Raw genomic sequence first — 23,401 nt, 5'->3', positions numbered from 1 at the left:
CCTCAGCCGAAGGCCTTCCGTCATGACCGCACCCATCGATATCGACCGCCTGGCCCATATCCTGCGGGAGGCGGCGATCGCGGAGATCATGCCGCGCTTCCGCAATCTGTCGGAGGCCGATATCCGGCAGAAGACCTCGGCGACGGACCTCGTCACCGAGGCCGACGAGGCGGCCGAGCGCTGGATCGCCCGCGAATGCCGGTCGCTGGCGCCAGACGCCCTGTTCCTCGGCGAGGAATCGGTCGCCGCCGACCCGGCGCTGCTGGATCGCCTCGACGACGCCGAACTGGCGATCGTGGTGGACCCGGTCGACGGCACGGCGAATTTCGCCGCCGGCCTGCCGCTCTTCGCGGTGATGGCGGCGGTGGTGCTGCGCGGCGAGACCGTCGGCGGCATCATCTACGATCCGGTGGGCGACGACGTCATGATCGCCGAGAAGGGCGCCGGTGCGTTCCAGCGCACGCGTTCGGGCGAGACGCGGCGGCTGTCGACCGCGGCCGCCCTGCCGCTGGCCGAGACCATCGGCTGCATCAGCACCAGCTATTTTCCGCCCGACGAGAAGGCCGCACTGCTGCCGCGCCTGGCCGGGGTGAAGATCACCGGCAACTATCGCTGCGCCGGCCACGAATACCGGCTGCTGGCCTCCGGCGGCTCGCATTTCAGCGTCTATTCCAAGCTGATGCCCTGGGATCATCTAGCCGGCTGCTTGCTGGTCGCGGAAGCCGGCGGCCATGTCGGCAAGCCTGACGGCTCGCCCTATACGCCGCGCGACAAGGAAGGCGTTGTCATTGCCGCCTGCGACGCCAGTGTCTGGGCCGCCGCGCGGGACGGCCTGCTGCCGCGATAGGCGGCGACGCCGGCCAGAGCCCGCGATCGCCCTGAAGCGCGCGGCAGCTGCTATTCGGCGCCGGTGCCCGTCGGCGCGGTGCCCGCGGTCGGCGTGTCGTATTTGGCGTCGAACAACCGCCCTTCGGCCAGCACCACACAGATCAGCGACGAGACCGACAGGATGATGAAGCCGACCAGCATCGGCAGCACCGTGCCGTCGTAGAAATAGCCGATCGCCGCGCCGAACAGGCCGCCGCCGAAGGTCTGCATGAAGCCCAGCACCGAGGATGCGGTGCCCGCGACATGGCCGAGCGGGTCCATGGCCAGCGCGTTGAAGTTCGTGCCGATGAAGCCGAACAGGCAGAAATTCAGCGTCATGATGGGCACGAAGAACCACAGCGGCGCCGCGCCGCCCATGGCGTAGGCGACGACCAGGTGCAGGGCGGCCAGCGACAGGAAGCCGATCAACGCGCCATGCGACAGCCGCCGCATCCCCAGCTTCTCGACCAGCTTCGAGTTCAGGAACGAGGCGGCCGACATGAACACGGCGGTCGCCGAGAAGACGACGGTGAAGATAGGCCCAAGGCCGTAGAGGCCGGTATAGATCTGCTCGGCCTGGTTGATGAAGCCGAACAGGACGCCGAAGATCAGGGCCGTGGAGACCGTGTAGCCGAAGGCGACCCGGTTGGTCAGGACCATGCGGAACGCCTCGACGATGCGCTTGCCGGTGAGCTCGCGCCGGTCGTCGGGGCTCAGGGTCTCCGGCAGGCGCAAGGCGGCCCAGACCGTGACAAAGGCGCCGAAGATGGCGATCGCCACGAAGATCTCGCGCCACGAGCCGAACAGCATGATCGCCTGGCCGATATTCGGCGCGATCACCGGGATCGCCATGAAGACCATCATCACCAGCGACATCACGCTGGCCATGCGGCGGCCGCCGAAGCAGTCGCGCACCACCGAGATGGCGATGACCCGGGTCGCGGCCGCGCCGATGCCCTGCAGGGCGCGCAGCGCCAGGAGGATGCCGAAGGTGGGGGAGAAGATCGCGGCGATCGAGGCGAGGATGTAGACGGCCAGGCCGAAGAACAGGATCGGCCGGCGACCGAACCGGTCGGACAGCGTGCCGTAGAGGATCTGCGCGCCGCCGAAGCCGAGAATGTAGGCGGTGATCACGAACTGGCGCTGGTTGGCGTCGTCGACGCCGAGGGCCGCGCCCATTTCCTGCAGCGAGGGAATGAAGATGTCGATCGCCGCCGCATTGAGCGCCATCAGGCAGGCGACCATGGTGACGAGTTCCCAATAGGGAAGCCCGCGCGTTTCGGCGTTGGGGGACGCGTTGGACATCATCAGCCTCGTGGGATCGATCCGCGCAGATGTATTTCGCACTGCACAAAACCGCAAGCATGGCTTAGCAATTCGGCGGCCTGAAGCGGGCGACGCTGTGTCAACCGAAAGCGGCCCGCACGCTCAAGAACGCACGGGCCGCGGATCGGGATATGGGGCAGGCGCGCGGGATGTCCCGCGGCGCGCCAAGAGGGTCAGCCGGCGGCGGGCGCCGGTGCGGTGGTGGCGATGCCCTTGTCGACCAGGAAGGTCTGCAACTCGCCGGCCTGGAACATCTCGCGGATGATGTCGCAGCCGCCGACGAACTCGCCCTTCACGTAGAGCTGCGGGATCGTCGGCCACTCGCTGTAGGTCTTGATGCCCTGGCGCAGTTCGTCGGTGGAGAGGACGTTCACGCCTTTGTACTCAAGGCCGAGATAGTCGAGGATCTGCACGACCTGGCCGGAAAAGCCGCACTGCGGGAAGGCGGGCGTGCCCTTCATGAAGACGACGACGTCGTTGGTCTTCACTTCGTTGTCGATCCATTCGTTGATGGCGGTCATGGATGCGGTCCTTTGCTCAGGGTTCGCGGACACTGGTGCAGCGGCCTTCAGCGCTTCTGCCGTGCGTCCATTTCAATCGCCTCGCTCGTCGAAAGCAAGGTGTCTGTCAGGCGGCCGGTCGGACCGGCACGCAAGCGCGCGGGCAACCCGCGCGGGTCTCGTCCTGCATCGTGCGCCATGTCATCCGTTGTCAGATGGCGTCCGCGGCACGATGCGAAATCGTCGGCGACGGGAAACCTCGTCCTCGTCACCCCGACATATTACTTCGGCGCACTGGTTTGTAGGGCCAGGGCGTGCAGTTCGCCGCCCATGTTGCCTCGCAGCGCCTGGTAGACCATCTGATGCTGCTGGACGCGCGACTTGCCGCGGAAGCTCTCCGAGACGATCTCGGCGGCATAATGGTCGCCGTCGCCCGCCAGATCGCGGATCGTCACGTCGGCATCGGGGATGGCGTCCTTGATCATTGTCTCGATGTCGCGGGCGTTCATGGGCATGTGCTGGATCTCCTTCGGCCGGGTCCGGAATCGCGGCCGGGCCTGATGATAGGTATCGCCCGGTCCGCGATCAATCGGGCGGACCGGGGAGGGGCCTTCGCTCAGGCGGCGGCGGCCGGCTCGACGATCTCGCCGGACATGTAGGCCGGGAACCAGGTCTCGTGGGCGATCGTCAGCTCTTCCACCGTCAGGTCGAGACGCCCGGCGACGACCAGCCGGTCGCCCTCGACCGTGCCGAGGCGGCGGACCGGCACGCCTGCCGCAGCCGCTTCCGCTTCCACCGCGGCGACGTCCCCGGCCTTCAGCGCAACGACGTAGCGGGCCTGGTCCTCGCCGAACAGGCGGGCATGGTCGGAACCGTCGCCGGCATCGATGCTGGCGCCGCGACCGGAGGCCATGCACATCTCGGCCAGCGCGATGGCGAGGCCGCCGTCGGAGAGGTCGTGGCAGGCGGCGACCCGGCCGTCGCGGATCAGACCGCGCACGAAGTCGCCGTGGCGCTTCTCGGCGGCCAGATCAACCGGCGGCGGGGAGCCGGCCTCGCGGCCGTCGATCTCGCGCAGATAGACCGTGGCGCCCAGATGCGTGCCGTCGGCGCCGATCAGCACCAGCGTCTCGCCATCCTGCATGCCGCCGATCGTGGCGGTGCGGCTGCGGTCCTCGATCAGGCCGACGCCGCCGATGGTCGGGGTCGGCAGGATCGCCTGGCCGTGGGTCTCGTTGTAGAGCGAGACATTGCCCGAGACGATCGGGAAGGCGAGGGCCTCGCAGGCCGCGCCGATGCCCTCGACCGCCTTGACGAACTGGCCCATCAGTTCCGGCTTTTCGGGATTGCCGAAGTTCAGATTGTCGGTGGAGGCGAGCGGCTCGGCGCCGACGGCGGTCAGGTTGCGCCAGCATTCGGCGACCGCCTGCATGCCGCCCTGCAGCGGGTCGGCCTCGCAATAGCGCGGCGTCACGTCGGAGGAGAAGGCCAGCGCCTTGGTCGGATGGCCGTCGACGCGGACGACGCCGGCGTCGCCGCCCGGCCGCTGCAGCGAATTGCCCTGGATCAGCGTGTCGTACTGCTCGAACACCCAGCGGCGCGAGCACAAATCCGGCGAGCCGAGCAGCTTGATGAGCGCGGCGCCGTAATCGGCCGGCTCGGCAATGTCGGCGGCGGCGATCGGCGCGGCCGGTACCGGCTCGATCCACGGACGGTCGTATTCCGGCGCCTCGTCGCCGAGTTCCTTGATCGGCAGATTGCCGACCTCGCGGCCCTCCCACATGATGCGGAAGCGCAGATCGTCGGTGGTGCGGCCGACCACCGCGAAGTCGAGGCCCCATTTGACGAAGATCGCCTCGGCCTCGTCGCGCTTGTCAGGACGCAGCACCATGAGCATGCGCTCCTGGCTCTCCGACAGCATCATCTCGTAGGCGCTCATCTTCGCCTCGCGGACCGGCACCTGGTCGAGGTCCAGCTCGATGCCGAGGTCGCCCTTGGCGCCCATCTCGACGGCTGAGCAGGTCAGGCCCGCCGCACCCATGTCCTGGATGGCGATGACGGCGCCGGTCTGCATGAGCTCGAGGCAGGCTTCCAAAAGGCACTTCTCGGTGAAGGGGTCGCCGACCTGCACGGTCGGGCGCTTCTCCTCGATGGTGTCGTCGAACTCGGCCGAGGCCATGGTCGCGCCGCCGACGCCGTCGCGGCCGGTCTTGGCGCCGAGATAGACCACCGGCAGGCCGACGCCCTCGGCCTTGGAGTAGAAGATCGCGTCGGTCTTCGCGAGGCCCGCGGCGAAGGCGTTGACAAGGCAGTTGCCGTTGTAGCGCGGGTGGAAATTGACCTCGCCGCCGACGGTCGGCACGCCGAAGGAATTGCCGTAGCCGCCGACGCCCGCGACGACGCCGGCCACGACGTGGCGGGTGCGCGGATGGTCGGGCGCGCCGAAGCGCAGGGCGTTCATCGCCGCGATCGGCCGGGCGCCCATGGTGAAGACGTCGCGCAGGATGCCGCCGACGCCGGTCGCCGCGCCCTGATAGGGCTCGATATAGGAGGGGTGGTTGTGGCTCTCCATCTTGAAGACCACGCAGAGGCCGTCACCGATATCGACGACGCCGGCATTCTCGCCGGGGCCCTGGATGACGCGCTCGCCCTTGGTCGGCAGGGTGCGCAGCCAGCGCTTGGAGGATTTGTACGAGCAATGCTCGTTCCACATGGCCGAGAAGATGCCGAGTTCGGTCAGGGTCGGCTCGCGGCCGATCAGCGCCAGGACGCGGTCGTACTCGTCCGGCTTCAGCCCGTGCGCGGCGATCAGTTCCGGGGTGATGGGGGTCTCGGCGTTCATGGCGTGTCCTGGGGCGACGTTCCGGCAAGGTCCTGCGCGCCTGTTACCATCTGGCGCGGCGCACACAAAGGGGCTTGGCCGGTGTTCCCCCGTTGCTGCCGGAGATCGGGCCCGGCGATCGGCCTGGCGGCGAGACGCTCTGCCGCACCCGATGCCGGTTTCGCGCCGCGCCGATCGATGGTCTCATCCTGCCGGGGACCGGCACAGGCAGGGAGAACCCGATGGCGACCATGGCGAGACGAGCGGCTTTGCAGCTTGCCGCATCCCTGTTCCTCGGCCTGATGGTCACGGCCGGCACATCGCAGGACGCTGGCGCGGTGTTCTCCGGCGAGATGAGCCCGACCGTGCGCTCGGGCGATGCCGATTATGCCGATGGCGTCGAAGCCTTCGACGCGGAAAACTGGCCCGCCGCCATCACCGCCTTCGCAAAGGTCGTGGCGCGGCGGCCGCATCACGACAATGCCTGGACGCTGCTGGCCTATTCGCTGCGCAAGTCCGGCAATCACGAGCGCGCCCTCGACGCCTATGGACGGGCGTTGTCGATCAATCCGCATCACCGGGGTGCCATGGCCTATCTCGGCGAGGCCTATCTCGATCTCGGACGGGTGCGCGACGCCGGCATCCTGTTGATCCGGCTGCGCGGCGAGTGTCGGCGCGTGGCGCTGACCTTTTCCGACGGTGCCTTCGAGAATGGCTGCCGCGAATATACGGCGCTGGAGGCCTCGATCCGGTCCTACAAGGACGATCCCGCGGCGCGGGTCGAGCCGGTCAAGCAGCGCTGGTAAGATCGGCCGGCGGTTGGAGCAGCTACGGCGAGCGCCGCCTAGCGCTGGCCCGCCGGGACATAGGCGATGTCGCCGGACCGGCAGGGCGACGTATCGGCCGGGCGGCGCAGCACCAGCGTGTCGTCGTCCACCTGCGAGATCGCATCGCCGTCGAGGCGGCGGGTGAAGAGGATCAGCGCATGGTCCATGCCGCCGCCGGCGGCCGGCGAGCGCAGGCAGAGGCCATAGCCACCGAGATCGCGGTCGGTCAGGAAGGTCGCGGACCGCTCGGCTCTGCGGCGGCGATAGATGCCGGCGGCAGTGGCGTTCGCATAGTCGATCTCGGCCGGGCCGGGACGCGCGGGGCCGGCAAAGGCCGGCGCCGCGACCGGGGCGGCGAGCTCGGCCAGCGAAGCGGATTCGCCCGACAGGCAGGCGCTGAGGCCGAAGCCCGCCAGCATCGCCGCTAGGGTCCGCAGGCGTCGCATGTCAGGCCGAGCAGCCATCCGCGCCGGCGCGCCAGCGGGACAGGTCGGCCGAGATGCGGGCCGCGACGGGCTCGCCCATCAGCGGACCGTAGGTGTCGATGGCGGTCGAGCCCTTGCGGCCTTCGACGACCAGAAGGGGTTTCGATTCCGGCTTGCCGCGCGGCACCAGCAGGAAGCGCGGCCGGCCCGAGAAGGACGAGAGTTCCGGCGCGAGGCTGTAGGGCGCGAAGGCGGCGTCGCCGGATTTGAACCAGCAGCGATTGGCCGTCAGCGTCAGGCGTTCCATCCGGTCGAGGCCGGTGTCGTCGCCCGCGGCGGCATCGCCGGTCGCAGCGCCGGGCTTGGCCGCGCAGGCGCCCAGCAGTGCGGACAGGGCGAGGGCGGCCAGAAGCGCGGCGGGCCGCAGGACGGGATGGCTCACGCGGCGAGACGCGAGGTGATGCCGAGCGCGCTCTCGAAGATCGCGCGGCCGTCGGTGCCGCCATGCTCGGGTTCGATGAGGTTCTCGGGATGCGGCATCATGCCGAGGATGTTGCCGTCGGCGTTGACGATGCCGGCGATGTCGCGGATCGCACCGTTTGGATTGGTGCCCTCGGCGTAGCGGAAGACGACGCGGTTCTCGCCGTCGAGGCGGGCCAGCGTCTCGTCGTCGGCAAAGTAGTTGCCGTCGTGATGGGCGACCGGGCAGCGGATGATCTGGCCGTCGGTGTAGTTGCCGGTGAAGCGGGTGGCGGCGGTCACCACTTCGAGCTTCACGTCGCGGCAGACGAAGCGCAGCGTGTTGTTGCGCATCAGCGCGCCCGGCAGGAGGCCTGCCTCGCACAGGATCTGGAAGCCGTTGCAGACGCCCAGCACCGGCACGCCGCGCGCTGCCGCCTCGGCGACCGCCCGCATCGCCGGTGCCCGCGCCGCGATGGCGCCGCAGCGCAGATAATCGCCGAAGGAGAAGCCGCCCGGGATGACGATGAGATCGACATCGGGGATCGTCGTCTCCGTCTGCCAGACCGTCTGCGGCGCCCGACCGGTGATGGCGGTCAGGGCGGCGATCATGTCGCGATCGCGATTGAGGCCGGGAAGGAGGACGACGGCTGTTTTCATGGGTGCGGCTCGAAAGGTGAGGACGATCCGGCGGCTGCCTCAGGCGACAGCCACCGCTCGGAACGGTCGAAACGAGGCCGTCGACGCTCTCAGGCGATCTCGACGGTGTAGTTCTCGATCACCGGATTGGCGAGCAGCTTGTCGCACATGGCGTCAAGCTGGGCCTGTGCGGTCTCGCCATCGGTGCCGTGGAGTTCCACGTCGAAGACCTTGCCCTGGCGGACCGATCCGACCCCGTCGAAGCCGAGATGGCCCAACGCGCCCTCGATGGCCTTGCCCTGGGGGTCCAGAACGCCGTTCTTCAGCGTGACGACAATGCGTGCCTTCATCACGATATCCGCCTGTCTCTCGAATAGACCAGTTTCAGCGCCGGTACCGGCTGCTTGACGGCACGGCGCCGCCTCACTTGACCAGTACCGGCCCCGAGGGGCGGGGTGGCTCGTTTTCATTCATGATGCCGAGACGCCGCGCGACTTCCTGATAGGCTTCGACTAGGCCGCCCATGTCGCGGCGGAACCGATCCTTGTCGAGCTTCTCCTGGGTCTGCACGTCCCACAGGCGGCAGGAATCGGGAGAGATCTCGTCGGCGACGATGATCCGCATCATGTCGCCCTCGAACAGGCGTCCCATCTCGATCTTGAAATCGACGAGCTGGATGCCGACGCCGAGGAAGAGACCGGAGAGGAAGTCGTTGACCCTGATGGCCAGCGCCATGATGTCGTCGATCTCCTGCGGGCTCGCCCAGCCGAAGGCCGTGATGTGCTCTTCGGAGACCAGCGGATCGTCGAGCGCGTCGGCCTTGTAGTAGAACTCGATGATCGAGCGCGGCAGCACCGTGCCTTCCTCGATGCCGAGGCGCTTGGCCAGCGAGCCGGCCGCGACGTTGCGCACCACCACTTCCAGCGGGATGATCTCGACTTCCTTGATTAGCTGCTCACGCATGTTGAGCCGCTTAATGAAGTGAGTCGGGATGCCCATCTTGTTCAGGTGGGAGAAGATGTATTCGGAGATGCGGTTGTTGAGGACGCCCTTGCCGTCGACAACCTCGTGCTTCTTCTTGTTGAAGGCGGTGGCATCGTCCTTGAAGAACTGGACCAGGGTGCCGGGTTCGGGGCCCTCGTAGAGGATCTTGCCCTTGCCTTCGTAGATACGGCGGCGACGTGTCATTATGCAGCTCTATCGTGGTGGAGGCGCCGGCCCTGGCCCGGCGCGAAGACGTCTGACGACTATGCCGCTCATTAGCCCAAACGGCGGACCTTAACAATCGTCGAGGGATGGCTTGCTCGGGAAGTCGTGCGGTTGTGCGCACAAATCAAGGGCGCAAGCGCCTGTTCACAGCCGAATGCGGCTTCAAAACATCGGCCGCAGCCGGTAAGGATCAGCTAGGCCGAAGGGTTTCGTCCGGCCGATTGTACAAGGAGGATACGATGTCGCTGAACGACCGCGAGCGGGACTTCGAGTCGCGCTACGCCCATGACCAGGAACTTCGCTTCCGTATCGAGGCCCGGCGCAACAAGCTGCTCGGCCTCTGGGCGGCAGAGCTTCTGGGCAAGACCGGCGACGACGCGAAGGCCTACGCACAGGAGGTCATCAAGGCGGACTTCATCGAGGCCGGCGACAACGACGTCTTCCAGAAGATCCGCAAGGATTTCGACGACGCTGGCGTGGACCAGTCGGACCACCAGATCCGGCGGCACATGGCCCAGTTCCTCGGCGAGGCCGAGACGCAAGTCCACACCGAATAGAATGGCCCTTCCCAAACTTCGCAGCCGCCTCGGCGAAGGCGGCTTCGTGCTGTCGTGCTGGCTCGGCATGCCCGAGCCGCTCGTGCACGAGGCGTTCCTGCGCGCCGATTTCGACGTGGCGACCTTCGACGTCCAGCATGGCCTCTTCGATGTCGGCTCCCTGCGGGTGGCGATCGAGCGCGCGGTCCTTCTCGACAAGCCGGCGCTGGTGCGCCTGCCGATCGAGGACCGGTCGCTGGGCGCGCGGTGCCTGGATTTCGGCGCCACGGGCCTGATCATGCCGATGATCGAGACGGCCGAGGATGCGCGCGCCTTCGTTGCGGCGGTGAAATATCCGCCGGTCGGCCTGCGCTCCTATGGCCCGACCCGTGCGGCGCAGCTGCACGCTTACGGGAACCGCGGCGGCTACGTGCCCGAGGCTCGCACCGAGACGCTGGCCTTCGCCATGATCGAGACGGCCGCTGCCCTCGACAATCTGCCGGAGATCCTCGCGATCGAGGGGCTCGACGGCATCTTCGTCGGCCCGTCGGATCTGTCGATCGCCCTGTCCGGGGACGGCACGCTCGATCCGGGCAGCGAGAAGACGGAAGCGACGATCCGCGATCTCGCGGCCTCGGCTGCCGCGGCCGGCAAGATCGCGGCGATCTATGCGATGACGGCCGAGGACGCCAAGCGCTATCGCGGCTACGGCTACCGGATGGCCTGCGTCGGATCGGATTTCGGCGTGCTGTCGGCCGGGGCGGCTGCCCTGGCGAAGGCGGCGTCCGCCTGAGCCTGACCTGAAATGCCTGGCGTCGTTCGCGGCGTCAGGCGGGCACGGTCAGTCGCGACATGAACTTGCCGAAGGTCAGGAGACCTTCCGGCCATGGCCCATGGCCGCTGTCGGCATTGATATGGCCTGCCTCGCCGGCATCGATGAACAGCGATCCCCACGCGCCGGCAATGTCCTCGGCGCTTTCCAGCGACGAGAACGCATCGTCGCGACTGGCGACCACGACGCTCGGAAAGGGCAGCGGGTCGCGGGGATAGGGGCCGAAGGTCATCAGATGGCGTGGCCGGATCGCATCGTTCTCGACATCCGGAGGCGCGACCAGGAACGCGCCCGAGATCCGGTTGCGGAACTGCGGGATCGCCTGCACCGTGGCGGCGACGCCGAGCGAATGGGCGACCAGCACGATCGGCCGCGTCGATTCGTTGACGGCGTCGGCGATGGTCCGGGTCCAGTCGTCGCGCACCGGCTTGGTCCATTCGGCCTGCTGGACGCGGCGCGCGGTCGACAGCTTGCGCTCCCACCGGCTTTGCCAGTGGTCTTCGGGTGAGCCCTTGTATCCGGGCACGATGAGAATATCGGCATCTGCAACTCGCATCGGACCCAGATGCGGTCGGTCGTCAGGTGTGTCAAGGCGCGGCTTGCGAAACCCGTCCCGGTAGCTAACCAGTTGCTACCTTGAGAAGTTGTCGTGCGAGGGCAGGGGACAGGCCGACGAGGCGGCGCAGCAGTGCCGTCTGCCCGACCCAGATCTCCGGCTCGGCCCGGGCCAGGCCGCGCATGATCCGGTCCGCCGCCTTGTCGACGGGCATGCGGCCGCGCGGGACGCTCGCGGTCATCGGCGTCTCCACCACGGGCAGCAGGATCTCGGTGATGGCGAGCCGGCCGCCCGCCTTCTCGGCCTGGTAGCGCATCGACTGGGTGAAGCTGCGCAGGCCCGCCTTCGTGGCGCAATAGACCGGGTGGGGAACGGTCGGGGCGACGGCCAGCCCGCTGGTGTTGTTGACGATCATCGCGCTGTCCAGCCGGCTCAGCGGCGCGAAGAGACGCTGGCAGATGCGGATCGGCGCCCGCAGATTGACGGCGATCTGGGCCTCGGCGCGCGCGTCCAGCGTCGCGGGGTCGCTGCGGGTGAGGTCGCCGCGCTCGGATATGCCGGCATTGTTGATGACGACGGAGAGGTCCGGATGGCGCGCCAGGAGACCGTCGAGGGCGCCGTCCAGCGCCGTCATGTCGGCCAGATCGACCGGCTCGTGAATGAGCGACGGGTGAGCGGGGTCGGGCGGGCGCCGCGACCAGACGACGATCTTGCAGTCCAGTGCCACCAGCCGCTCGGCGAGCGCGGCGCCGACACCGCTCGACCCGCCGGTCAGGAGGATCGTCCGGCCCGAAAGGGCAAAGCGCCGCGCCATTCGGGCCGTCAGTCGGTCGGAAGGGTGACGGGCGCCTCGTTCGCGGGGGGCTCGCTGGTCTCGGTCGAGACGCCGACCGCGTCGCGCGTGCCCTCGTCGGGGGTGGCGGTGAAGAACAGGAAATAGGCGATCGCGGCGACGACGATGACGGTCAGTGCGATCCAGAGCGTGTGATGGCGCCGGTTCGGGCGCGAGGGGCCGCGGGGCGTGGACATGGCTCTTCCTCCCGGTTGATCGGCCGCGACCGGCGGTTGCCGGATGCCGGGCACAGCCCTCATCCTGCCAACCGCCGGTGGCGTCGATTGTTCCGGATGCGGCGCGTCAGCCGGCGCGGCCGAAGACCCGTTCGAAGATCGTGCCGACATGCTTGGTGTGGTAGCCGAGGTCGAACTTTTCGCGGATGGTCGCCTCGGGCAGCGCCTTGGTAACCTCCGGATCGGCCAGGAGCTCGGTCAGGAAGTCCTTGTCCTCTTCCCAGACCCGCATGGCGTTGCGCTGGACCAGGCGATAGGAATCCTCGCGCGACACGCCGGCCTGGGTGAGCGCCAGCAGCACCCGCTGGGAATGGACGAGGCCCTTGAACTTGTTGAGATTGGCCAGCATCCGGTCGGGATAGACCAGCAGCTTGTCGACGACGCCGGTGAGGCGGGCAAGGGCGAAGTCCAGCGTGATCGTCGCGTCCGGGCCGATATAGCGCTCGACCGAGGAGTGGGAGATGTCCCGCTCGTGCCAGAGCGCGACGTTCTCCATCGCCGGCATGGCGTAGGAACGCACCATGCGGGCAAGGCCCGTGAGGTTCTCGGTCAGCACCGGGTTGCGCTTGTGCGGCATGGCCGACGAGCCCTTCTGGCCGGGCGAGAAATACTCCTCGGCTTCCAGCACCTCGGTGCGCTGCAGATGGCGGACTTCCGTTGCGAGGCGCTCGATCGACGAGGCGACGACGCCGAGGGTGGCAAAGAACATCGCATGGCGATCGCGGGGAATGATCTGGGTGGAGACCGGCTCGACGGTCAGGCCCATGGCCTTGGCGACATGCGCCTCGACCCGCGGATCGATGTTGGCGAAGGTGCCGACGGCGCCGGAAATGGCGCAGGTGGCGATCTCGGCGCGGGCCGCGACCAGCCGCTCGCGGCAGCGCTCGAACTCGGCATAGGCAAGCGCCAGCTTGACGCCGAAGGTGGTCGGCTCGGCGTGGATGCCATGCGAGCGGCCGATGGTGATGGTGTCGCGATGCTCGAAGGCGCGGCGCTCCAGCGCGGCCAGCAGCGCGTCCATGTCGGCGAGCAGGATGTCCGCCGCCTTGGTCAGCTGCACGTTGAAGCAGGTGTCGAGCACGTCGGACGAGGTCATGCCCTGGTGCACGAAGCGTGCGTCGGGGCCGACGATCTCGGACAGATGGGTCAGGAAGGCGATGACATCGTGCTTGGTCTCGGCCTCGATCGCGTCGATCCGGTCGATGTCGAAGGTCGCGGCGCCGCCCTTTTCCCAGATGGTCTTCGCGGCGCTCTCGGGGATCACGCCAAGCTTCGCCAGCGCATCGCAGGCATGGGCCTCGATCTCGAACCAGATCCGGAATTTCGTCTCCTGCGACCAGACGGCGACCATGTCGGGGCGGGAATAGCGAGGGATCATCGGCTGATATCTTTCGAAGACGAGCAGGAGAAGGGATGCGCGCCGTCTACCAGACGTTTCGAATCGCCTCAACGGACTCGGTGTTCAGTCCATCGGTACGGGATTGGCGATGTAGCGCAGGTCCGGGCCTTCGAAGCCGACCTGTTCGACGGCGATGATGGCGACCGCGGCGAAGCCGCCCTCGGGGCGCTCGAGCACCCGCACTTCGGCAATGCTGTAGTCGAGCGGGCAGCCGCGGCTCTCGGGAATGCTCGTATCCTCATGGACGAGGCGCGCCGTGGCGCCGGGCTCGGCGGCGATCCGCACCAGCCGGTAGCCGACCGTCTCGCCGAAATCGCCGCAATAGCTCGGGCCGGCGAGGGACACCGTCTCGATCCGCAGCTCGACCGGGCGATCCGGCGAGGGGGCGATGGCACGGGGCAGGAAGCGCGCCCGGTGCGGATCGTCCGACAGTTCGGTCGCAGGCTTCGCGAAGACGAGCAGGCCTGCCTCGGGCCGGGGATCGTGCTCGGCGAACAGCGGCGCGGCCCGGCTGCGGGCCTCCTCGCGCGCCATGTCGAGGGTCGCGTTCTCGTCGTCGAGCCGCACGCGGATCGGCGAGGGGGCGATGAACCGGTCCTCGGTCAGATCCAGGAAGAAGATATGGGCATAGGGAAAGCCCGAACCGTCATGGATGCCCGATTGGCCGAAGGCGTAGACTTGGCCGTTGGACGAGAAGCCGTAGGATTCGAGGCTCGCGAAATCGCCGGCCTTCGCCATGGTCGGGGCGAGGGCGAGGGCCGCCAGGACCAGCCAGCGAAAAAGACCCGTCGTGAACCGCGTCGGCATGTGGTCTCTCCCGATGTCGTTGTGTCCGGTCCGCCCTAGGCCGTCGACCAGACCGGCAGCCGATCATACGCCGTCGCGTTCGCCGCCGATACGCCCCGGGCGATGGCGCGCGCCATGGTCGCTGCGGCCGCGGCGGCGAGCTCCATTCGATCGATGGGGGCCGGCCCGATGCCGCTGGTGCCGGTGGCCGCCGCGAAGACCAGATCGCCGTCGAAATCGGTGTGGGCGGGCCAGATTGCTCTGGCGAAGCCGTCCTGCCCGGCGATCGCCAGGCGTTTGGCCGCCGCCTTGTCGAGCACGGCGTCGGTGACGACGATCCCGATCGTGGTGTTGGTGCCGGGGCGCGGGGCGAGCTTGGTGCGAACCGTGGCCGCATCCGCCGGCAGGGGCATGGGCAGGCCGAGGCCGCCGAACTCGTCCGCCATCTCGAATGGGGCTGCCCAGAAATGCCGGCCGGTGCCGATGGTGGGGGACCCGACCGCGTTGACGGCGACGAGGGCGGCCACGACGATGCCGCTTGGCAGCAGCGTCGAGGCGGTGCCGAGGCCGCCCTTGAAGGTCGCGGTGGTGCAGCCGATGCCGGCGCCGGCCGTGCCGATGGCGAAGTCGGCGGACGCGCTGCTGGCTGCGGCATAGCCGAACTCGCGATAGGGGGGATAGCGGTCCCAGCCGGCCCGCTTGTCGCCGCCATTGGCGAGGTCGAACAGGATCGCCGCCGGCACGATGGGGACGCGCACATCGCCGACGGCAAAGCCGCGGCCGGCCTCCCGCAGGAAGGCCTGCACCCCAGAGGCGGCATCGAGGCCGAAGGCGGAGCCGCCCGACAGCACCAGCGCGTCGATGCCGGCAACGGTGTTTTCGGGCGCCAGCAGATCGGTCTCGCGGGTGCCCGGCGCGCCGCCGAGAACGGCGACGGAGGCGACTGCCGGCCGGTCGAACAGCACCGCCGTCGTGCCGCTCTTCAGCGCCGCATCACCGCCATGGCCGACACGGACGCCCGCGATATCCGTCAGGCTGTTGCGCGGTCCCGGGCGCCAGACGCCGGTCAGGGTCTCAGCTCCCGCCGGCTTCGGCGAAGCGGCCGCCGCGCCATTCGAACACCCGGTAGAGATCGAGATCGGAATCGCCCTTGGCGTCGAAGCGGATCTCGCCGAGACGTGTCGGGAAGCTGTCGGCCTTCAGGATGTCGGGCAGGGGGCGGCCGGTCTCGGCGGCGCGGCGGGCGGCCGTCACGGCGATCTCGGTCGCGGCGAAGGCCGGACCGAAATAACCCTGCGGCGGCAGGTCCGCATCTGCGTCCTCGGCGGATGCCAGTTCGGGGAAGCTGGTGCGCGGTGCGACGGCGATGACGCCCTCGGGCAGCGGCGCGTCGAGGCTGGTCTCGTCGAGCAGTTCCTCGCCGCCGATCACCTGCAGCGCCAGACCGTTGGCGGCTGCGTCGCGGATGATGATCGCCACGTCAGGCCGGTTGCCGGCAATGAAGAAGCGGCTGATCCCGGTGCGTTCCAGCCGGCGCACGAGGCCGAACTGTTTCTCCTCGGCCGGGCGGTAATTGTCGACGCTCTGGGGTTCGATGCCGCGGTCGCCGAGGAGCCGCCGCACCGTGTCGGCTAGGCCGCGCGCGGCGATGGAGCCGTCGTCGATCAGGCCCAGCGGCTCGCCCGCCCAGCGATCGGTCAGGGTCCGGGCGATCGCCGCGGCCTCGGCGTCGGAGCGCGGGGCGATGCGCCAGACCAGATGGCCGGTGCGCTCGCGCCGGTCGGTCAGGCGGTTGGCGCGCACGCCGACATCGATCACCGGAATGCCGGCCTCGGTCAGCACCGGCAGCGCCGCCTCGATCGCCTCGGCGCAGAGAAAGCCAACCACGGCACTCGCGTTCATCGCAACGAAGGTCTCGGCGGCCTGCCGCCCGCCCTCGGTCGAGCATTTGGTGTCGGCCTCGACGATCTCGATGCCGGCGCCCTGGCCAGTCGTGCCGGCGGCGGCCCGCGCACCGGCGACGAGCTGGGTGCCGAGAATCGCCTGGCTGTCGCTCAGCGGCGCGGCGACGCCAAGCAGCACCGGTGGGCTCGCGGTCGTGGCATCGGCCGTCTGGGCGACTGCCGGGGACGCGGACCAGAGGCCGGCAACAGTCAGGATGGCGAGGAGGGCGGTGGGGCCGAAGGGGCCGGGACGGAACTGCAGCATGGTCATGGGGCGAGCCTACAGCAGCGAGCGGCCGAGCGGAATCGGCTTTCGCCGGCCGGCAGGCACGCCCACCGCAAAGGACAGTGCGTTGCCGGCGGGATTGCGGCGCGCCCCCGTGCGAAACCGATCCGCGCGCCCTATGTTTACCCGCAAAGCTCCGGGATTCGCTCCCGCAATGTATGGACGATGGTTTGCTGACGACTTCGACAATCGACCGCGACAGCTTCCGCGACGCGATGAGCCGCTTTGCGGCGGCGGTACATCTGGTGACCACCGACGGGCCGGCCGGCCAGCGGGGCCTGACGGTCTCTTCCGCCTGCTCGGTCTCCGATTCGCCGGCAACGCTTTTGGTGTGCCTCAACATGTCGAGCCCGGAGAACGACCGCTTCGAGGCCAATGGCAATTTCGCCGTCAATCTGGTCGCCGCCGCCGACGAGCCGGTGGCCCGGGCCTTCGCCGGCGAGGGCCAGCTGGCGCCGGAAGATCGGTTCGCCAAGGCGGAGTGGGACACGCTGCAGACCGGCGCGCCCGTCCTCACCTCGGCGCTGGCAAGTTTCGACTGCCGGCTGATCGAGGCGAGCGTCGTCGCCACCCACCGGGTGCTGATCGGCGAGGTCGTGGCGGTTCGCACCAATCCAAGGGCGGCGTCGCTGGTCTATCTCGACCGGGCCTACCGCCACCTCTGAGCGGCCGCGAGCCGGCCGACGACGCCATCTGCGTGAAGGAAGCGACGTGACACATTCATTGCCGGCATCCATCGACGAGACCGAACAGCTGCTCGACAGCCAGAACTACGTGGCGGACCGGGCGCTGGCGACGGTGCTGTTCCTCGCTCTGAAGATGGGCCGGCCGCTGTTCCTGGAAGGCGAGGCGGGCGTCGGCAAGACCGAGATCGCCAAGGTGCTGGCCGCCGCGCTCGACCGGCCGCTGATCCGGCTGCAATGCTACGAGGGGCTCGACGTCTCCTCGGCGCTCTACGAGTGGAACTACGCCGCGCAGATGATCGAGATCCGCATGCGCGAGGCCTCGGGCGACATTTCCCGCGACGCCATGCGCTCGGAGATCTTCTCCGAACGCTTCCTGATCCGCCGGCCGATCCTGCAGGCGCTGGAGGGCGAGCCGGGCCGCGCGCCGGTGCTGCTGATCGACGAACTCGACCGGACCGACGAGGCTTTCGAGGCGTTCCTGCTGGAGATCCTCTCCGACAACCAGGTGACCATCCCCGAGCTCGGCACCATCCGCGCCGCCGAGCCGCCAATCGTCATCATCACCACCAACCGCACCCGCGAGATCCACGACGCGCTGAAGCGCCGCTGCCTCTATCACTGGGTCGATTATCCGGCTTCGGACCGCGAGCTCGATATCGTGCGCCGCAAGGCGCCGCGCGCCAATGCCGAGCTGGCGGCGGAGTTGGTCGCCTTCGTCCAGCGGCTGCGCGGCATCGACCTGTTCAAGGCGCCGGGCGTCGCCGAGACGATCGACTGGGCCAATGCCCTGACCGAGCTGAACGCCATCGCCCTCGACCCGGCCCATGTCTCCGACACGCTCGGGGTGCTGCTGAAATACCAGGACGACATCCAGCGCATGGAACGGGGCGAAAGCCGCGAGATCCTGACCGAGGTGAAGCGCGAACTGGCGAAGGCGTCCTGACGCCATGGCGGATTCGGACCCGGAGGATGGCGCGCCGGCAATTGCCGACCCCGAGGGCCGGCTGGCCGACAACATCGCCTATTTCGCCCGCGCGCTGCGCAAGGCCGGGCTGAAGCTCGGTCCGTCGGCAACGCTGGATGCCATCGCGGCGGTGAAGGCGGCGGGCCTGTCCTCGCGCGACGATTTCTACTGGACCCTGCATGCCGTGCTGGTCTCGCGGCACGAGGACGACGCCGTCTTCAACGAGGCGTTCCGGCTGTTCTGGCGCTCGCGCGAACTCATCGAGAAGATGATCGCGATGTTCTCGCCGACCGCGCCGCCGCGGCCGTCCAAGCCGGAGAAGAAGAGCGCCGGCGAGGACCGCGCCGCCGAGGCGATGTTCGAGGGCGCCAAGGAGCGGGTGACGAAGCAGGAAAAGCCGGAAATCGAGATCGACGCGAGCCTTACGGTCTCGGGCAACGAGGTGCTGCGCCAGAAGGACTTCGCCCAGATGAGCGTCGCCGAGGTCGAGGAGGCCAAGCGGGCGATCGCCGCCCTGCGGCTGCCGCAGGACCGGGTGCGTACGCGGCGCTTCCGCAGCGATCCGCGCGGTGCCAAGATCGACCCGCGGGCGATGATGCGCGCGTCGATGCGTACCGGCGGCGACCTTGTCCTGCCGAAGTTCCGCTCGCCGCGCGAGGTGCATCCGCCGCTGGTGGTGCTGGCCGACATCTCCGGCTCGATGAGCCAGTACAGCCGGATCTTCCTGCATTTCCTGCATGCCCTGACCGAGCAGCGGCGGGGCGTGCACACCTTCCTGTTCGGCACGCGGCTGACCAACGTCACCCGCCAGATGCGCCACAAGGACCCCGACGAGGCGCTGGCCGATTGCGCCGGCGCGGTGCGGGACTGGTCCGGCGGCACGCGGATCGGCGAGGCGCTGGCCGAGTTCAACCGGGTCTGGTCGCGCCGGGTGCTGACGCAGGGCGCGGTGACGATCCTGATCACCGACGGGCTGGAACGCGACAGTGTCGATGACCTCTCGCAACAGATGGAGCGGCTGCATAAATCCAGCCGGCGGCTGATATGGTTGAACCCGCTCTTGCGGTTCGACGGTTTCTCGGCACGGGCGAAGGGCGTGCGGGCCATGCTGCCGCATGTCGACGAGTTCCGCGCGGTGCATTCGCTGGAGGCGATGGGCGCGCTCTGCGCGGCCTTGTCGGAGGGCGGCGACCGCAACACCGATCCGCGCCGCTGGATCGCGGCGGCCGATCGCGCAGCCGCGGCGGCCTGAGCCGCAGGCGGACCGGCAGGATGCTTGAAGGAAGACGCAAGATGAGCCAACCCGAATTCGACGTCCTGAAGACCGCGGAAGCCTGGGCAGGAGAGGGGCGCAGCCTCGCGCTGGCCACCGTCGTGGAGACCTGGGGCTCGGCGCCGCGTCCGACCGGCAGCCATCTGGTGATCGATGCCGAGGGCAATTTCGAGGGCTCGGTCTCCGGCGGCTGCGTCGAGGGGGCGGTGGTCGCCGAAGCCGTGGACGTGATCGAGGCCGGCGCGCCGCGCATGCTGGAATTCGGCGTGGCCGACGAGACCGCCTGGCGCGTCGGGCTGTCCTGCGGCGGCCGGATCCGGGTCTATGTCGAACGGGTGAACTGATGGACCGCGCGCTTCTTTCCGCACTCAATGCAGAGCGCGAGGCCCGGCGGGCCGCGGTCGTCGTGACCGAGCTCGCCACCGGCACGCAGCGTCTGGTGCGCGAGGCCGAGGTGGCGGCCGATCCGCTGGCCGAAGAGATCGGCCGGGTGATCCGCTCCGGCAAGTCGGGGATCGTCCAGACCGGCGACGGCGAGGCGTTTCTCAACGCCCATCTGCCGCCGGCGCGGCTCGTGGTGATCGGCGCCGTCCATATCAGCCAGGCGCTGGCGCCGATCGCGCGGCTGGCCGGCTACGATATCGAGATCATCGATCCGCGCACCGCCTTCGCCACGCCGGAGCGCTTTCCCGACATCGCCCTCCATGCCGAATGGCCGGAGGACGTGCTCAAGGATCGTCCGCTCGACGCCTATACGGCGGTCTGCGTGATCACCCATGATCCCAAGATCGACGATTATCCGCTGATCGCGGCGCTGAAAGCCGGCTGCTTCTATATCGGCGCGCTGGGGAGCCGGAAGACCCATGCCAAACGCGTCGACCGGCTGGTGGAGGCCGGCATCGCGCCGCATCTGATCGAGCGGATCGAGGCGCCGATCGGCGCCGATATCGGTGCCGCCACGCCGGGCGAGATCGCCGTCGCCATCATGGCCTCGGTCGTCGAGGCTTTTCGCAAGCGCAAGATGTTCGCCGATCGCCGGGGCGAGACCGAGGCCGCATGATCTTCGGGGAGGTGGCTCTTGCCGATGCCGAGGGCGCGATCCTCGCCCATTCCAAGGCGCTCGACCGTGGCCGCCTGAAGAAGGGCACGCGGCTGTCCGCCGACGATGTCGCGCGGCTGCGCGCGGCGGGGATCGCGACGGTGGTGGCGGCGCGGCTGGAGCCGGGCGACCTGACCGAGGACGAGGCCGCCGCCGCGATCGGCGCGGCACTGGCCGGCGCCGGCGTGCGGGCCGGGGCCGCCGCCACCGGGCGGGTCAATCTCTTCGCCGAGCCTGCCGGGCTGTTCCTGCCGGATCGCCGCGTCGTCGATGCGCTGAACGCTATCGACCCGGGCATCACGCTGGCGACGCTGGCCGAACATGCCCCGGTCGATGCCGGCCAGATGGTGGCAACGGTGAAGATCATCCCGCTCGCCGTCCCCGGCGCGGCCGTCGATAGGGCGGTGCAGCTCGTCGCGGAGAGGGCGGCCTTCCGGCTGGCGCCCTTCGCGGCGCGGCGCGTGGCGCTGATCCAGACCGAACTGCCGGGCGTCAAGCCGAGCGTCCTCGACAAGACGCGGCGGGCGACGGAGGCGCGGCTGGCGCTGTCCGGCTCGACAATCAGCGAGGAGATCCGCTGCGCCCACGACACGGTGGCGCTCAGGGACGCGCTCGAAGGGCTCGGGCCCGCCGACATCACGCTGGTCTTCGGCGCCTCGGCGGTGATCGACGCCGGCGACGTGATCCCGGCGGCGATCGTGGCGGCCGGCGGCGCCGTCGACCATCTCGGCATGCCGGTCGATCCCGGCAATCTGTTGCTGCTCGGCCGACTGGAGGGACGTCCGGTGCTGGGCGCGCCGGGCTGCGCCCGCAGTCCCAAGGAAAACGGATTCGACTGGGTTTTGAATCGCCTGCTGGCCGATCTTGCGGTGTCGGGCGAGGATATCAGGCGCATGGGCGTCGGCGGTCTCCTGATGGAGATCGCCTCGCGTCCGCAGCCGCGCGAGGCGCTGCCGAAGGAAAGCGAGACGCGAGGCCCGGCAGATGCCGGATGATGCCCGGCCGGCCGTCGACGTGGTGATCCTCGCCGCGGGCCGGTCCAGCCGCATGGGCGGACCGAACAAGCTGCTCGCCACCTTCGACGGCGTGCCGCTGGTGCGCCGCTCGGCCGAGACCGCGCTCGCCTCGAGCGCTCGCCATGTTCGCGTCGTCGTCGGCCATATGCGCGCCGAGATCGGCGCGGCGCTCGCCGGGCTCGATCTGTCGCTCATCGAGAACCCCGCCTATGCCGACGGCCTTTCAACGTCGCTGAAGGCGGGCTTTGCGGAGGCCGTGGCGGCGGGCGCGGATGGCGTGCTCGTCATGCTCGCCGACCAGCCGCAACTCGAGCCCGCCGATCTCAACCGGCTGATCGCCGCCTTCGCGCCCGAGGGCAGAGGCGCGATCGTCGCCGCCTCGGATGGTGGCAAGCGGCGCAACCCGGTGCTTCTCGCCACCGGTTTTGCCGACGAGATCGCGGCGATTGCCGGCGATGTCGGCGCGCAATCGGTGATTGCGGCGCATCCGGACGCCCTGGTCACGGTGGAGATCGGCGCGGCGGCCAGCGTCGATGTCGATACGCCGGAAGCCATGCGCGCGGCGGGCGGCGCCATCGTCTCCGCCTGACACGTCGCCTCGGCGCGCCATCGCGTCGCAGTTGATCGTTCGGCCTGCGGCGGCATCTGCCGGTCTCGACGCAATCAGGGAAGGCCGGCACGATCATGGGCAGATATCTCATCTACGGCGGCAATGGCGGTATCGGCGAAGCCATCGCCCGGCGCCTGGCGACGGCCGGTCACGACCTTGTCCTTGCCGGCCGCAACGACGAGGAACTGCAGGCGCTGGCCGGCGAGATCGGGGCGCAGACAGTGACCTGCGACGTGACCGACGACAACGCCATCGCAACAGCGGCCGAGGCGGCGGGGGAGATCCTCGACGGGCTGGTTTACGCGGTCGGCACGATCAATCTGAAGCCCTTCGCCAGATTGAAGGGCGAGGACTTTCTTAATGATTTCAACCTGAACGCGCTGGCTGCTGCGAAAGCGATTCAGGCGTCGCTTCCGGCATTGCAGAAGGCGCCGGACGGGGCGAGCGTCCTCCTGTTCTCCACGGTTGCAGTGGATCAGGGCTTTGCCGCCCATGCCTCGATCGCCATGGCCAAGGGCGCCGTCGTCGGGCTGACCCGCTCGCTCGCCGCCGAGTTCGCGCCGCAGATCCGGGTCAATGCCATCGCGCCGTCGCTGGTCGACAGCCCGCTCGGCAAGCGCGTCGCATCGAGCGAGAAGATGGCCGAGGCGGTGGCCAAGATGCATCCGCTGCCGCGTCTCGGCCGGCCCGACGACATCGCGGCGATGGGCGAGGTCCTGCTCACCGATGCCGGGTCCTGGATCACCGGGCAGGTCATCGGCATCGACGGCGGACGTTCGACCCTCCGCGTCGCACGCGGCTGACCGGGGCAGGGGCGGGCAAGTCGCCGCGAGGTTCGGTTTGCGGGTCACGGATGCGCGACCGGCTTGCCAGGCTTTAACGAAGCGTTAACCATAGGGGCAGAGCATCCAGGTGCCGGTTCATGCCGGCCGGCACAGCCAAGGAGCTTGCCGATGCACACCCGCAACGTCGATCCCCAGTTCGAGAACATGCTGAAGGGCTTCGGCCTGACCACAGCCGAAGTTCTCTACCGGATGCCGGATCATCCCGACTTCCTGCAGAGCTTTTCCTGGCAGTTCGAGGACATGGCCCCGAGCTATCCGCGCCTGAAGCGCTTCCTCGATCATTGGGACCGCGAGATCGAGGCGGCGATCCACTCCGTCCGGGTCATGCATGCCGGCCTGATCCGGCCGCGCGAGATCCGGCTGGTCAAGGATGGCGGTCACTTGCACTGAGCGAAGGCACCCCTCGCATCGCTGCCGCCGGACGAGGCG

29 protein-coding genes are annotated in these 23,401 nt (G+C 68.9%); 13 read left to right on the top strand and 16 right to left on the bottom strand.

Going from position 1 to position 23,401, the window contains the following annotated elements; translation table 11 throughout:
- Positions 1–22: 22 nt before the first annotated feature.
- Positions 23–847 (top strand): inositol monophosphatase family protein, encoded by an 825-nt coding sequence (locus tag H536_RS0100495; protein ID WP_024348601.1) that lies wholly within the window; start codon positions 23–25, stop codon positions 845–847.
- A gap of 50 nt (positions 848–897) precedes the next feature.
- On the opposite strand, the gene H536_RS0100490 is transcribed toward H536_RS0100495, so the two are convergent.
- The 4 genes from H536_RS0100490 to purL form a co-directional block, all read right to left on the bottom strand.
- Complete coding sequence (locus H536_RS0100490; RefSeq protein WP_024348600.1) at positions 898–2,172, bottom strand: multidrug effflux MFS transporter; 1,275 nt, start codon at positions 2,170–2,172, stop codon at positions 898–900.
- Between the two features lie 194 nt (positions 2,173–2,366).
- Complete coding sequence (gene grxD / locus H536_RS0100485; protein ID WP_024348599.1) at positions 2,367–2,714, bottom strand: Grx4 family monothiol glutaredoxin; 348 nt, start codon at positions 2,712–2,714, stop codon at positions 2,367–2,369.
- Between the two features lie 260 nt (positions 2,715–2,974).
- On the bottom strand, positions 2,975–3,208 hold the full coding sequence (locus H536_RS0100480; protein ID WP_024348598.1) for a BolA family protein: 234 nt from the start codon (positions 3,206–3,208) through the stop codon (positions 2,975–2,977).
- A 101-nt stretch (positions 3,209–3,309) separates the two neighbouring features.
- Positions 3,310–5,535: a phosphoribosylformylglycinamidine synthase subunit PurL gene (purL, locus tag H536_RS0100475; RefSeq protein WP_024348597.1), complete on the bottom strand. Its 2,226-nt coding sequence runs from the start codon at positions 5,533–5,535 to the stop codon at positions 3,310–3,312.
- A gap of 221 nt (positions 5,536–5,756) precedes the next feature.
- Between purL and H536_RS23030 the strand changes: the two genes are divergently transcribed.
- The gene (locus H536_RS23030; protein ID WP_081651762.1) at positions 5,757–6,320 is read left to right on the top strand and encodes a tetratricopeptide repeat protein; all 564 of its coding nucleotides are present in this window, start codon (positions 5,757–5,759) and stop codon (positions 6,318–6,320) included.
- A 38-nt stretch (positions 6,321–6,358) separates the two neighbouring features.
- On the opposite strand, the gene H536_RS0100465 is transcribed toward H536_RS23030, so the two are convergent.
- From H536_RS0100465 to purC, 5 genes are all read right to left on the bottom strand, one after another.
- The gene (locus tag H536_RS0100465; protein ID WP_060576975.1) at positions 6,359–6,787 is read right to left on the bottom strand and encodes a hypothetical protein; all 429 of its coding nucleotides are present in this window, start codon (positions 6,785–6,787) and stop codon (positions 6,359–6,361) included.
- Between the two features lies 1 nt (position 6,788).
- Positions 6,789–7,208, bottom strand: a complete 420-nt coding sequence (locus tag H536_RS0100460) for a hypothetical protein (RefSeq protein WP_035694389.1) — start codon at positions 7,206–7,208, stop codon at positions 6,789–6,791.
- Positions 7,205–7,885, bottom strand: a complete 681-nt coding sequence (gene purQ / locus H536_RS0100455; RefSeq protein ID WP_024348593.1) for a phosphoribosylformylglycinamidine synthase subunit PurQ — start codon at positions 7,883–7,885, stop codon at positions 7,205–7,207. The genes H536_RS0100460 and purQ overlap by 4 nt, the downstream gene beginning before the upstream one ends.
- 89 nt (positions 7,886–7,974) lie before the next feature.
- A complete protein-coding gene (purS, locus tag H536_RS0100450; RefSeq protein ID WP_024348592.1) occupies positions 7,975–8,217 on the bottom strand; it encodes a phosphoribosylformylglycinamidine synthase subunit PurS in 243 nt (80 codons plus the stop codon).
- Between the two features lie 70 nt (positions 8,218–8,287).
- Complete coding sequence (gene purC, locus H536_RS0100445) at positions 8,288–9,052, bottom strand: phosphoribosylaminoimidazolesuccinocarboxamide synthase (protein WP_009209036.1); 765 nt, start codon at positions 9,050–9,052, stop codon at positions 8,288–8,290.
- A 260-nt stretch (positions 9,053–9,312) separates the two neighbouring features.
- On the opposite strand from purC, the gene H536_RS0100440 reads away from it, so the two are divergent.
- Both H536_RS0100440 and H536_RS0100435 read left to right on the top strand, forming a co-directional pair.
- Positions 9,313–9,630: a DUF1476 domain-containing protein gene (locus H536_RS0100440; protein WP_024348591.1), complete on the top strand. Its 318-nt coding sequence runs from the start codon at positions 9,313–9,315 to the stop codon at positions 9,628–9,630.
- A gap of 1 nt (position 9,631) precedes the next feature.
- Positions 9,632–10,402: an HpcH/HpaI aldolase family protein gene (locus H536_RS0100435; RefSeq protein WP_024348590.1), complete on the top strand. Its 771-nt coding sequence runs from the start codon at positions 9,632–9,634 to the stop codon at positions 10,400–10,402.
- 34 nt (positions 10,403–10,436) lie between these two features.
- On the opposite strand, the gene H536_RS0100430 is transcribed toward H536_RS0100435, so the two are convergent.
- The 7 genes from H536_RS0100430 to H536_RS0100400 form a co-directional block, all read right to left on the bottom strand.
- Positions 10,437–10,997 (bottom strand): RBBP9/YdeN family alpha/beta hydrolase, encoded by a 561-nt coding sequence (locus H536_RS0100430; RefSeq protein WP_009209039.1) that lies wholly within the window; start codon positions 10,995–10,997, stop codon positions 10,437–10,439.
- Between the two features lie 64 nt (positions 10,998–11,061).
- Positions 11,062–11,811, bottom strand: a complete 750-nt coding sequence (locus H536_RS0100425) for an SDR family NAD(P)-dependent oxidoreductase (protein WP_024348589.1) — start codon at positions 11,809–11,811, stop codon at positions 11,062–11,064.
- 8 nt (positions 11,812–11,819) lie between these two features.
- Entirely contained in the window at positions 11,820–12,026 is a 207-nt protein-coding gene (locus H536_RS0100420) for a hypothetical protein (protein ID WP_024348588.1), read from the bottom strand.
- Between the two features lie 106 nt (positions 12,027–12,132).
- Complete coding sequence (purB, locus tag H536_RS0100415) at positions 12,133–13,443, bottom strand: adenylosuccinate lyase (RefSeq protein WP_024348587.1); 1,311 nt, start codon at positions 13,441–13,443, stop codon at positions 12,133–12,135.
- A gap of 84 nt (positions 13,444–13,527) precedes the next feature.
- Positions 13,528–14,271: a DUF2259 domain-containing protein gene (locus H536_RS0100410; RefSeq protein WP_024348586.1), complete on the bottom strand. Its 744-nt coding sequence runs from the start codon at positions 14,269–14,271 to the stop codon at positions 13,528–13,530.
- Positions 14,272–14,306: 35 nt separating this feature from the next.
- Positions 14,307–15,320: a P1 family peptidase gene (locus tag H536_RS0100405; RefSeq protein WP_024348585.1), complete on the bottom strand. Its 1,014-nt coding sequence runs from the start codon at positions 15,318–15,320 to the stop codon at positions 14,307–14,309.
- Between the two features lie 4 nt (positions 15,321–15,324).
- A complete protein-coding gene (locus H536_RS0100400) occupies positions 15,325–16,464 on the bottom strand; it encodes a branched-chain amino acid ABC transporter substrate-binding protein (protein ID WP_029702473.1) in 1,140 nt (379 codons plus the stop codon).
- Positions 16,465–16,649: 185 nt separating this feature from the next.
- Here H536_RS0100400 and H536_RS0100395 point away from each other — a divergent pair, with 185 nt between their 5' ends.
- From H536_RS0100395 to H536_RS22230, 9 genes are all read left to right on the top strand, one after another.
- Complete coding sequence (locus H536_RS0100395) at positions 16,650–17,144, top strand: flavin reductase (protein WP_024348583.1); 495 nt, start codon at positions 16,650–16,652, stop codon at positions 17,142–17,144.
- A 46-nt stretch (positions 17,145–17,190) separates the two neighbouring features.
- Complete coding sequence (locus tag H536_RS0100390; protein ID WP_029702470.1) at positions 17,191–18,108, top strand: AAA family ATPase; 918 nt, start codon at positions 17,191–17,193, stop codon at positions 18,106–18,108.
- A gap of 4 nt (positions 18,109–18,112) precedes the next feature.
- The gene (locus H536_RS0100385) at positions 18,113–19,381 is read left to right on the top strand and encodes a vWA domain-containing protein (protein ID WP_024348581.1); all 1,269 of its coding nucleotides are present in this window, start codon (positions 18,113–18,115) and stop codon (positions 19,379–19,381) included.
- A 41-nt stretch (positions 19,382–19,422) separates the two neighbouring features.
- Positions 19,423–19,746 (top strand): XdhC family protein, encoded by a 324-nt coding sequence (locus H536_RS0100380; protein ID WP_024348580.1) that lies wholly within the window; start codon positions 19,423–19,425, stop codon positions 19,744–19,746.
- Positions 19,746–20,462, top strand: coding sequence for an XdhC family protein (locus tag H536_RS0100375; RefSeq protein ID WP_024348579.1), 717 nt, complete (start codon positions 19,746–19,748; stop codon positions 20,460–20,462). Before H536_RS0100380 ends, H536_RS0100375 begins: the two co-directional genes overlap by 1 nt.
- Positions 20,459–21,496, top strand: coding sequence for a molybdopterin-binding protein (locus H536_RS25460; RefSeq protein WP_024348578.1), 1,038 nt, complete (start codon positions 20,459–20,461; stop codon positions 21,494–21,496). Before H536_RS0100375 ends, H536_RS25460 begins: the two co-directional genes overlap by 4 nt.
- Positions 21,486–22,106: a nucleotidyltransferase family protein gene (locus H536_RS25455; RefSeq protein WP_024348577.1), complete on the top strand. Its 621-nt coding sequence runs from the start codon at positions 21,486–21,488 to the stop codon at positions 22,104–22,106. The genes H536_RS25460 and H536_RS25455 overlap by 11 nt, the downstream gene beginning before the upstream one ends.
- Before the next feature lie 95 nt (positions 22,107–22,201).
- Positions 22,202–22,930, top strand: a complete 729-nt coding sequence (locus tag H536_RS0100365) for an SDR family NAD(P)-dependent oxidoreductase (protein WP_024348576.1) — start codon at positions 22,202–22,204, stop codon at positions 22,928–22,930.
- A gap of 150 nt (positions 22,931–23,080) precedes the next feature.
- Positions 23,081–23,362 (top strand): usg protein, encoded by a 282-nt coding sequence (locus H536_RS22230; RefSeq protein WP_051141474.1) that lies wholly within the window; start codon positions 23,081–23,083, stop codon positions 23,360–23,362.
- The last annotated feature ends 39 nt before the right edge of the window (positions 23,363–23,401 follow it).

Source organism: Aurantimonas coralicida DSM 14790 (genome assembly GCF_000421645.1).
In the GTDB taxonomy this organism is placed as follows: domain Bacteria; phylum Pseudomonadota; class Alphaproteobacteria; order Rhizobiales; family Rhizobiaceae; genus Aurantimonas; species Aurantimonas coralicida.
Note: the sequence above shows the minus strand (reverse complement) of the source record. Positions and strands in the feature narration are given on the sequence as shown.

Bases quoted from the DNA above. Each gene is read 5' to 3' on its own strand.
- purL (WP_024348597.1), bottom strand. From the start codon at position 5,535: ATGAACGCCGAGACCCCCATCACCCCGGAACTGATCGCCGCGCACGGG.
- H536_RS0100385 (WP_024348581.1), top strand. From the start codon at position 18,113: ATGGCGGATTCGGACCCGGAGGATGGCGCGCCGGCAATTGCCGACCCC.
- H536_RS0100465 (WP_060576975.1), bottom strand. From the start codon at position 6,787: ATGCGACGCCTGCGGACCCTAGCGGCGATGCTGGCGGGCTTCGGCCTC.
- H536_RS22230 (WP_051141474.1), top strand. From the start codon at position 23,081: ATGCACACCCGCAACGTCGATCCCCAGTTCGAGAACATGCTGAAGGGC.
- purQ (WP_024348593.1), bottom strand. From the start codon at position 7,885: ATGAAAACAGCCGTCGTCCTCCTTCCCGGCCTCAATCGCGATCGCGAC.
- H536_RS0100490 (WP_024348600.1), bottom strand. From the start codon at position 2,172: ATGTCCAACGCGTCCCCCAACGCCGAAACGCGCGGGCTTCCCTATTGG.
- H536_RS0100430 (WP_009209039.1), bottom strand. From the start codon at position 10,997: ATGCGAGTTGCAGATGCCGATATTCTCATCGTGCCCGGATACAAGGGC.
- grxD (WP_024348599.1), bottom strand. From the start codon at position 2,714: ATGACCGCCATCAACGAATGGATCGACAACGAAGTGAAGACCAACGAC.
- H536_RS0100380 (WP_024348580.1), top strand. From the start codon at position 19,423: ATGAGCCAACCCGAATTCGACGTCCTGAAGACCGCGGAAGCCTGGGCA.
- H536_RS0100440 (WP_024348591.1), top strand. From the start codon at position 9,313: ATGTCGCTGAACGACCGCGAGCGGGACTTCGAGTCGCGCTACGCCCAT.
- H536_RS0100435 (WP_024348590.1), top strand. From the start codon at position 9,632: ATGGCCCTTCCCAAACTTCGCAGCCGCCTCGGCGAAGGCGGCTTCGTG.
- H536_RS0100400 (WP_029702473.1), bottom strand. From the start codon at position 16,464: ATGACCATGCTGCAGTTCCGTCCCGGCCCCTTCGGCCCCACCGCCCTC.
- H536_RS25460 (WP_024348578.1), top strand. From the start codon at position 20,459: ATGATCTTCGGGGAGGTGGCTCTTGCCGATGCCGAGGGCGCGATCCTC.
- H536_RS0100375 (WP_024348579.1), top strand. From the start codon at position 19,746: ATGGACCGCGCGCTTCTTTCCGCACTCAATGCAGAGCGCGAGGCCCGG.
- H536_RS0100365 (WP_024348576.1), top strand. From the start codon at position 22,202: ATGGGCAGATATCTCATCTACGGCGGCAATGGCGGTATCGGCGAAGCC.
- purB (WP_024348587.1), bottom strand. From the start codon at position 13,443: ATGATCCCTCGCTATTCCCGCCCCGACATGGTCGCCGTCTGGTCGCAG.
- H536_RS23030 (WP_081651762.1), top strand. From the start codon at position 5,757: ATGGCGACCATGGCGAGACGAGCGGCTTTGCAGCTTGCCGCATCCCTG.
- H536_RS0100480 (WP_024348598.1), bottom strand. From the start codon at position 3,208: ATGCCCATGAACGCCCGCGACATCGAGACAATGATCAAGGACGCCATC.
- purC (WP_009209036.1), bottom strand. From the start codon at position 9,052: ATGACACGTCGCCGCCGTATCTACGAAGGCAAGGGCAAGATCCTCTAC.
- H536_RS0100420 (WP_024348588.1), bottom strand. From the start codon at position 12,026: ATGTCCACGCCCCGCGGCCCCTCGCGCCCGAACCGGCGCCATCACACG.
- H536_RS0100425 (WP_024348589.1), bottom strand. From the start codon at position 11,811: ATGGCGCGGCGCTTTGCCCTTTCGGGCCGGACGATCCTCCTGACCGGC.
- H536_RS0100495 (WP_024348601.1), top strand. From the start codon at position 23: ATGACCGCACCCATCGATATCGACCGCCTGGCCCATATCCTGCGGGAG.
- H536_RS25455 (WP_024348577.1), top strand. From the start codon at position 21,486: ATGCCGGATGATGCCCGGCCGGCCGTCGACGTGGTGATCCTCGCCGCG.
- H536_RS0100410 (WP_024348586.1), bottom strand. From the start codon at position 14,271: ATGCCGACGCGGTTCACGACGGGTCTTTTTCGCTGGCTGGTCCTGGCG.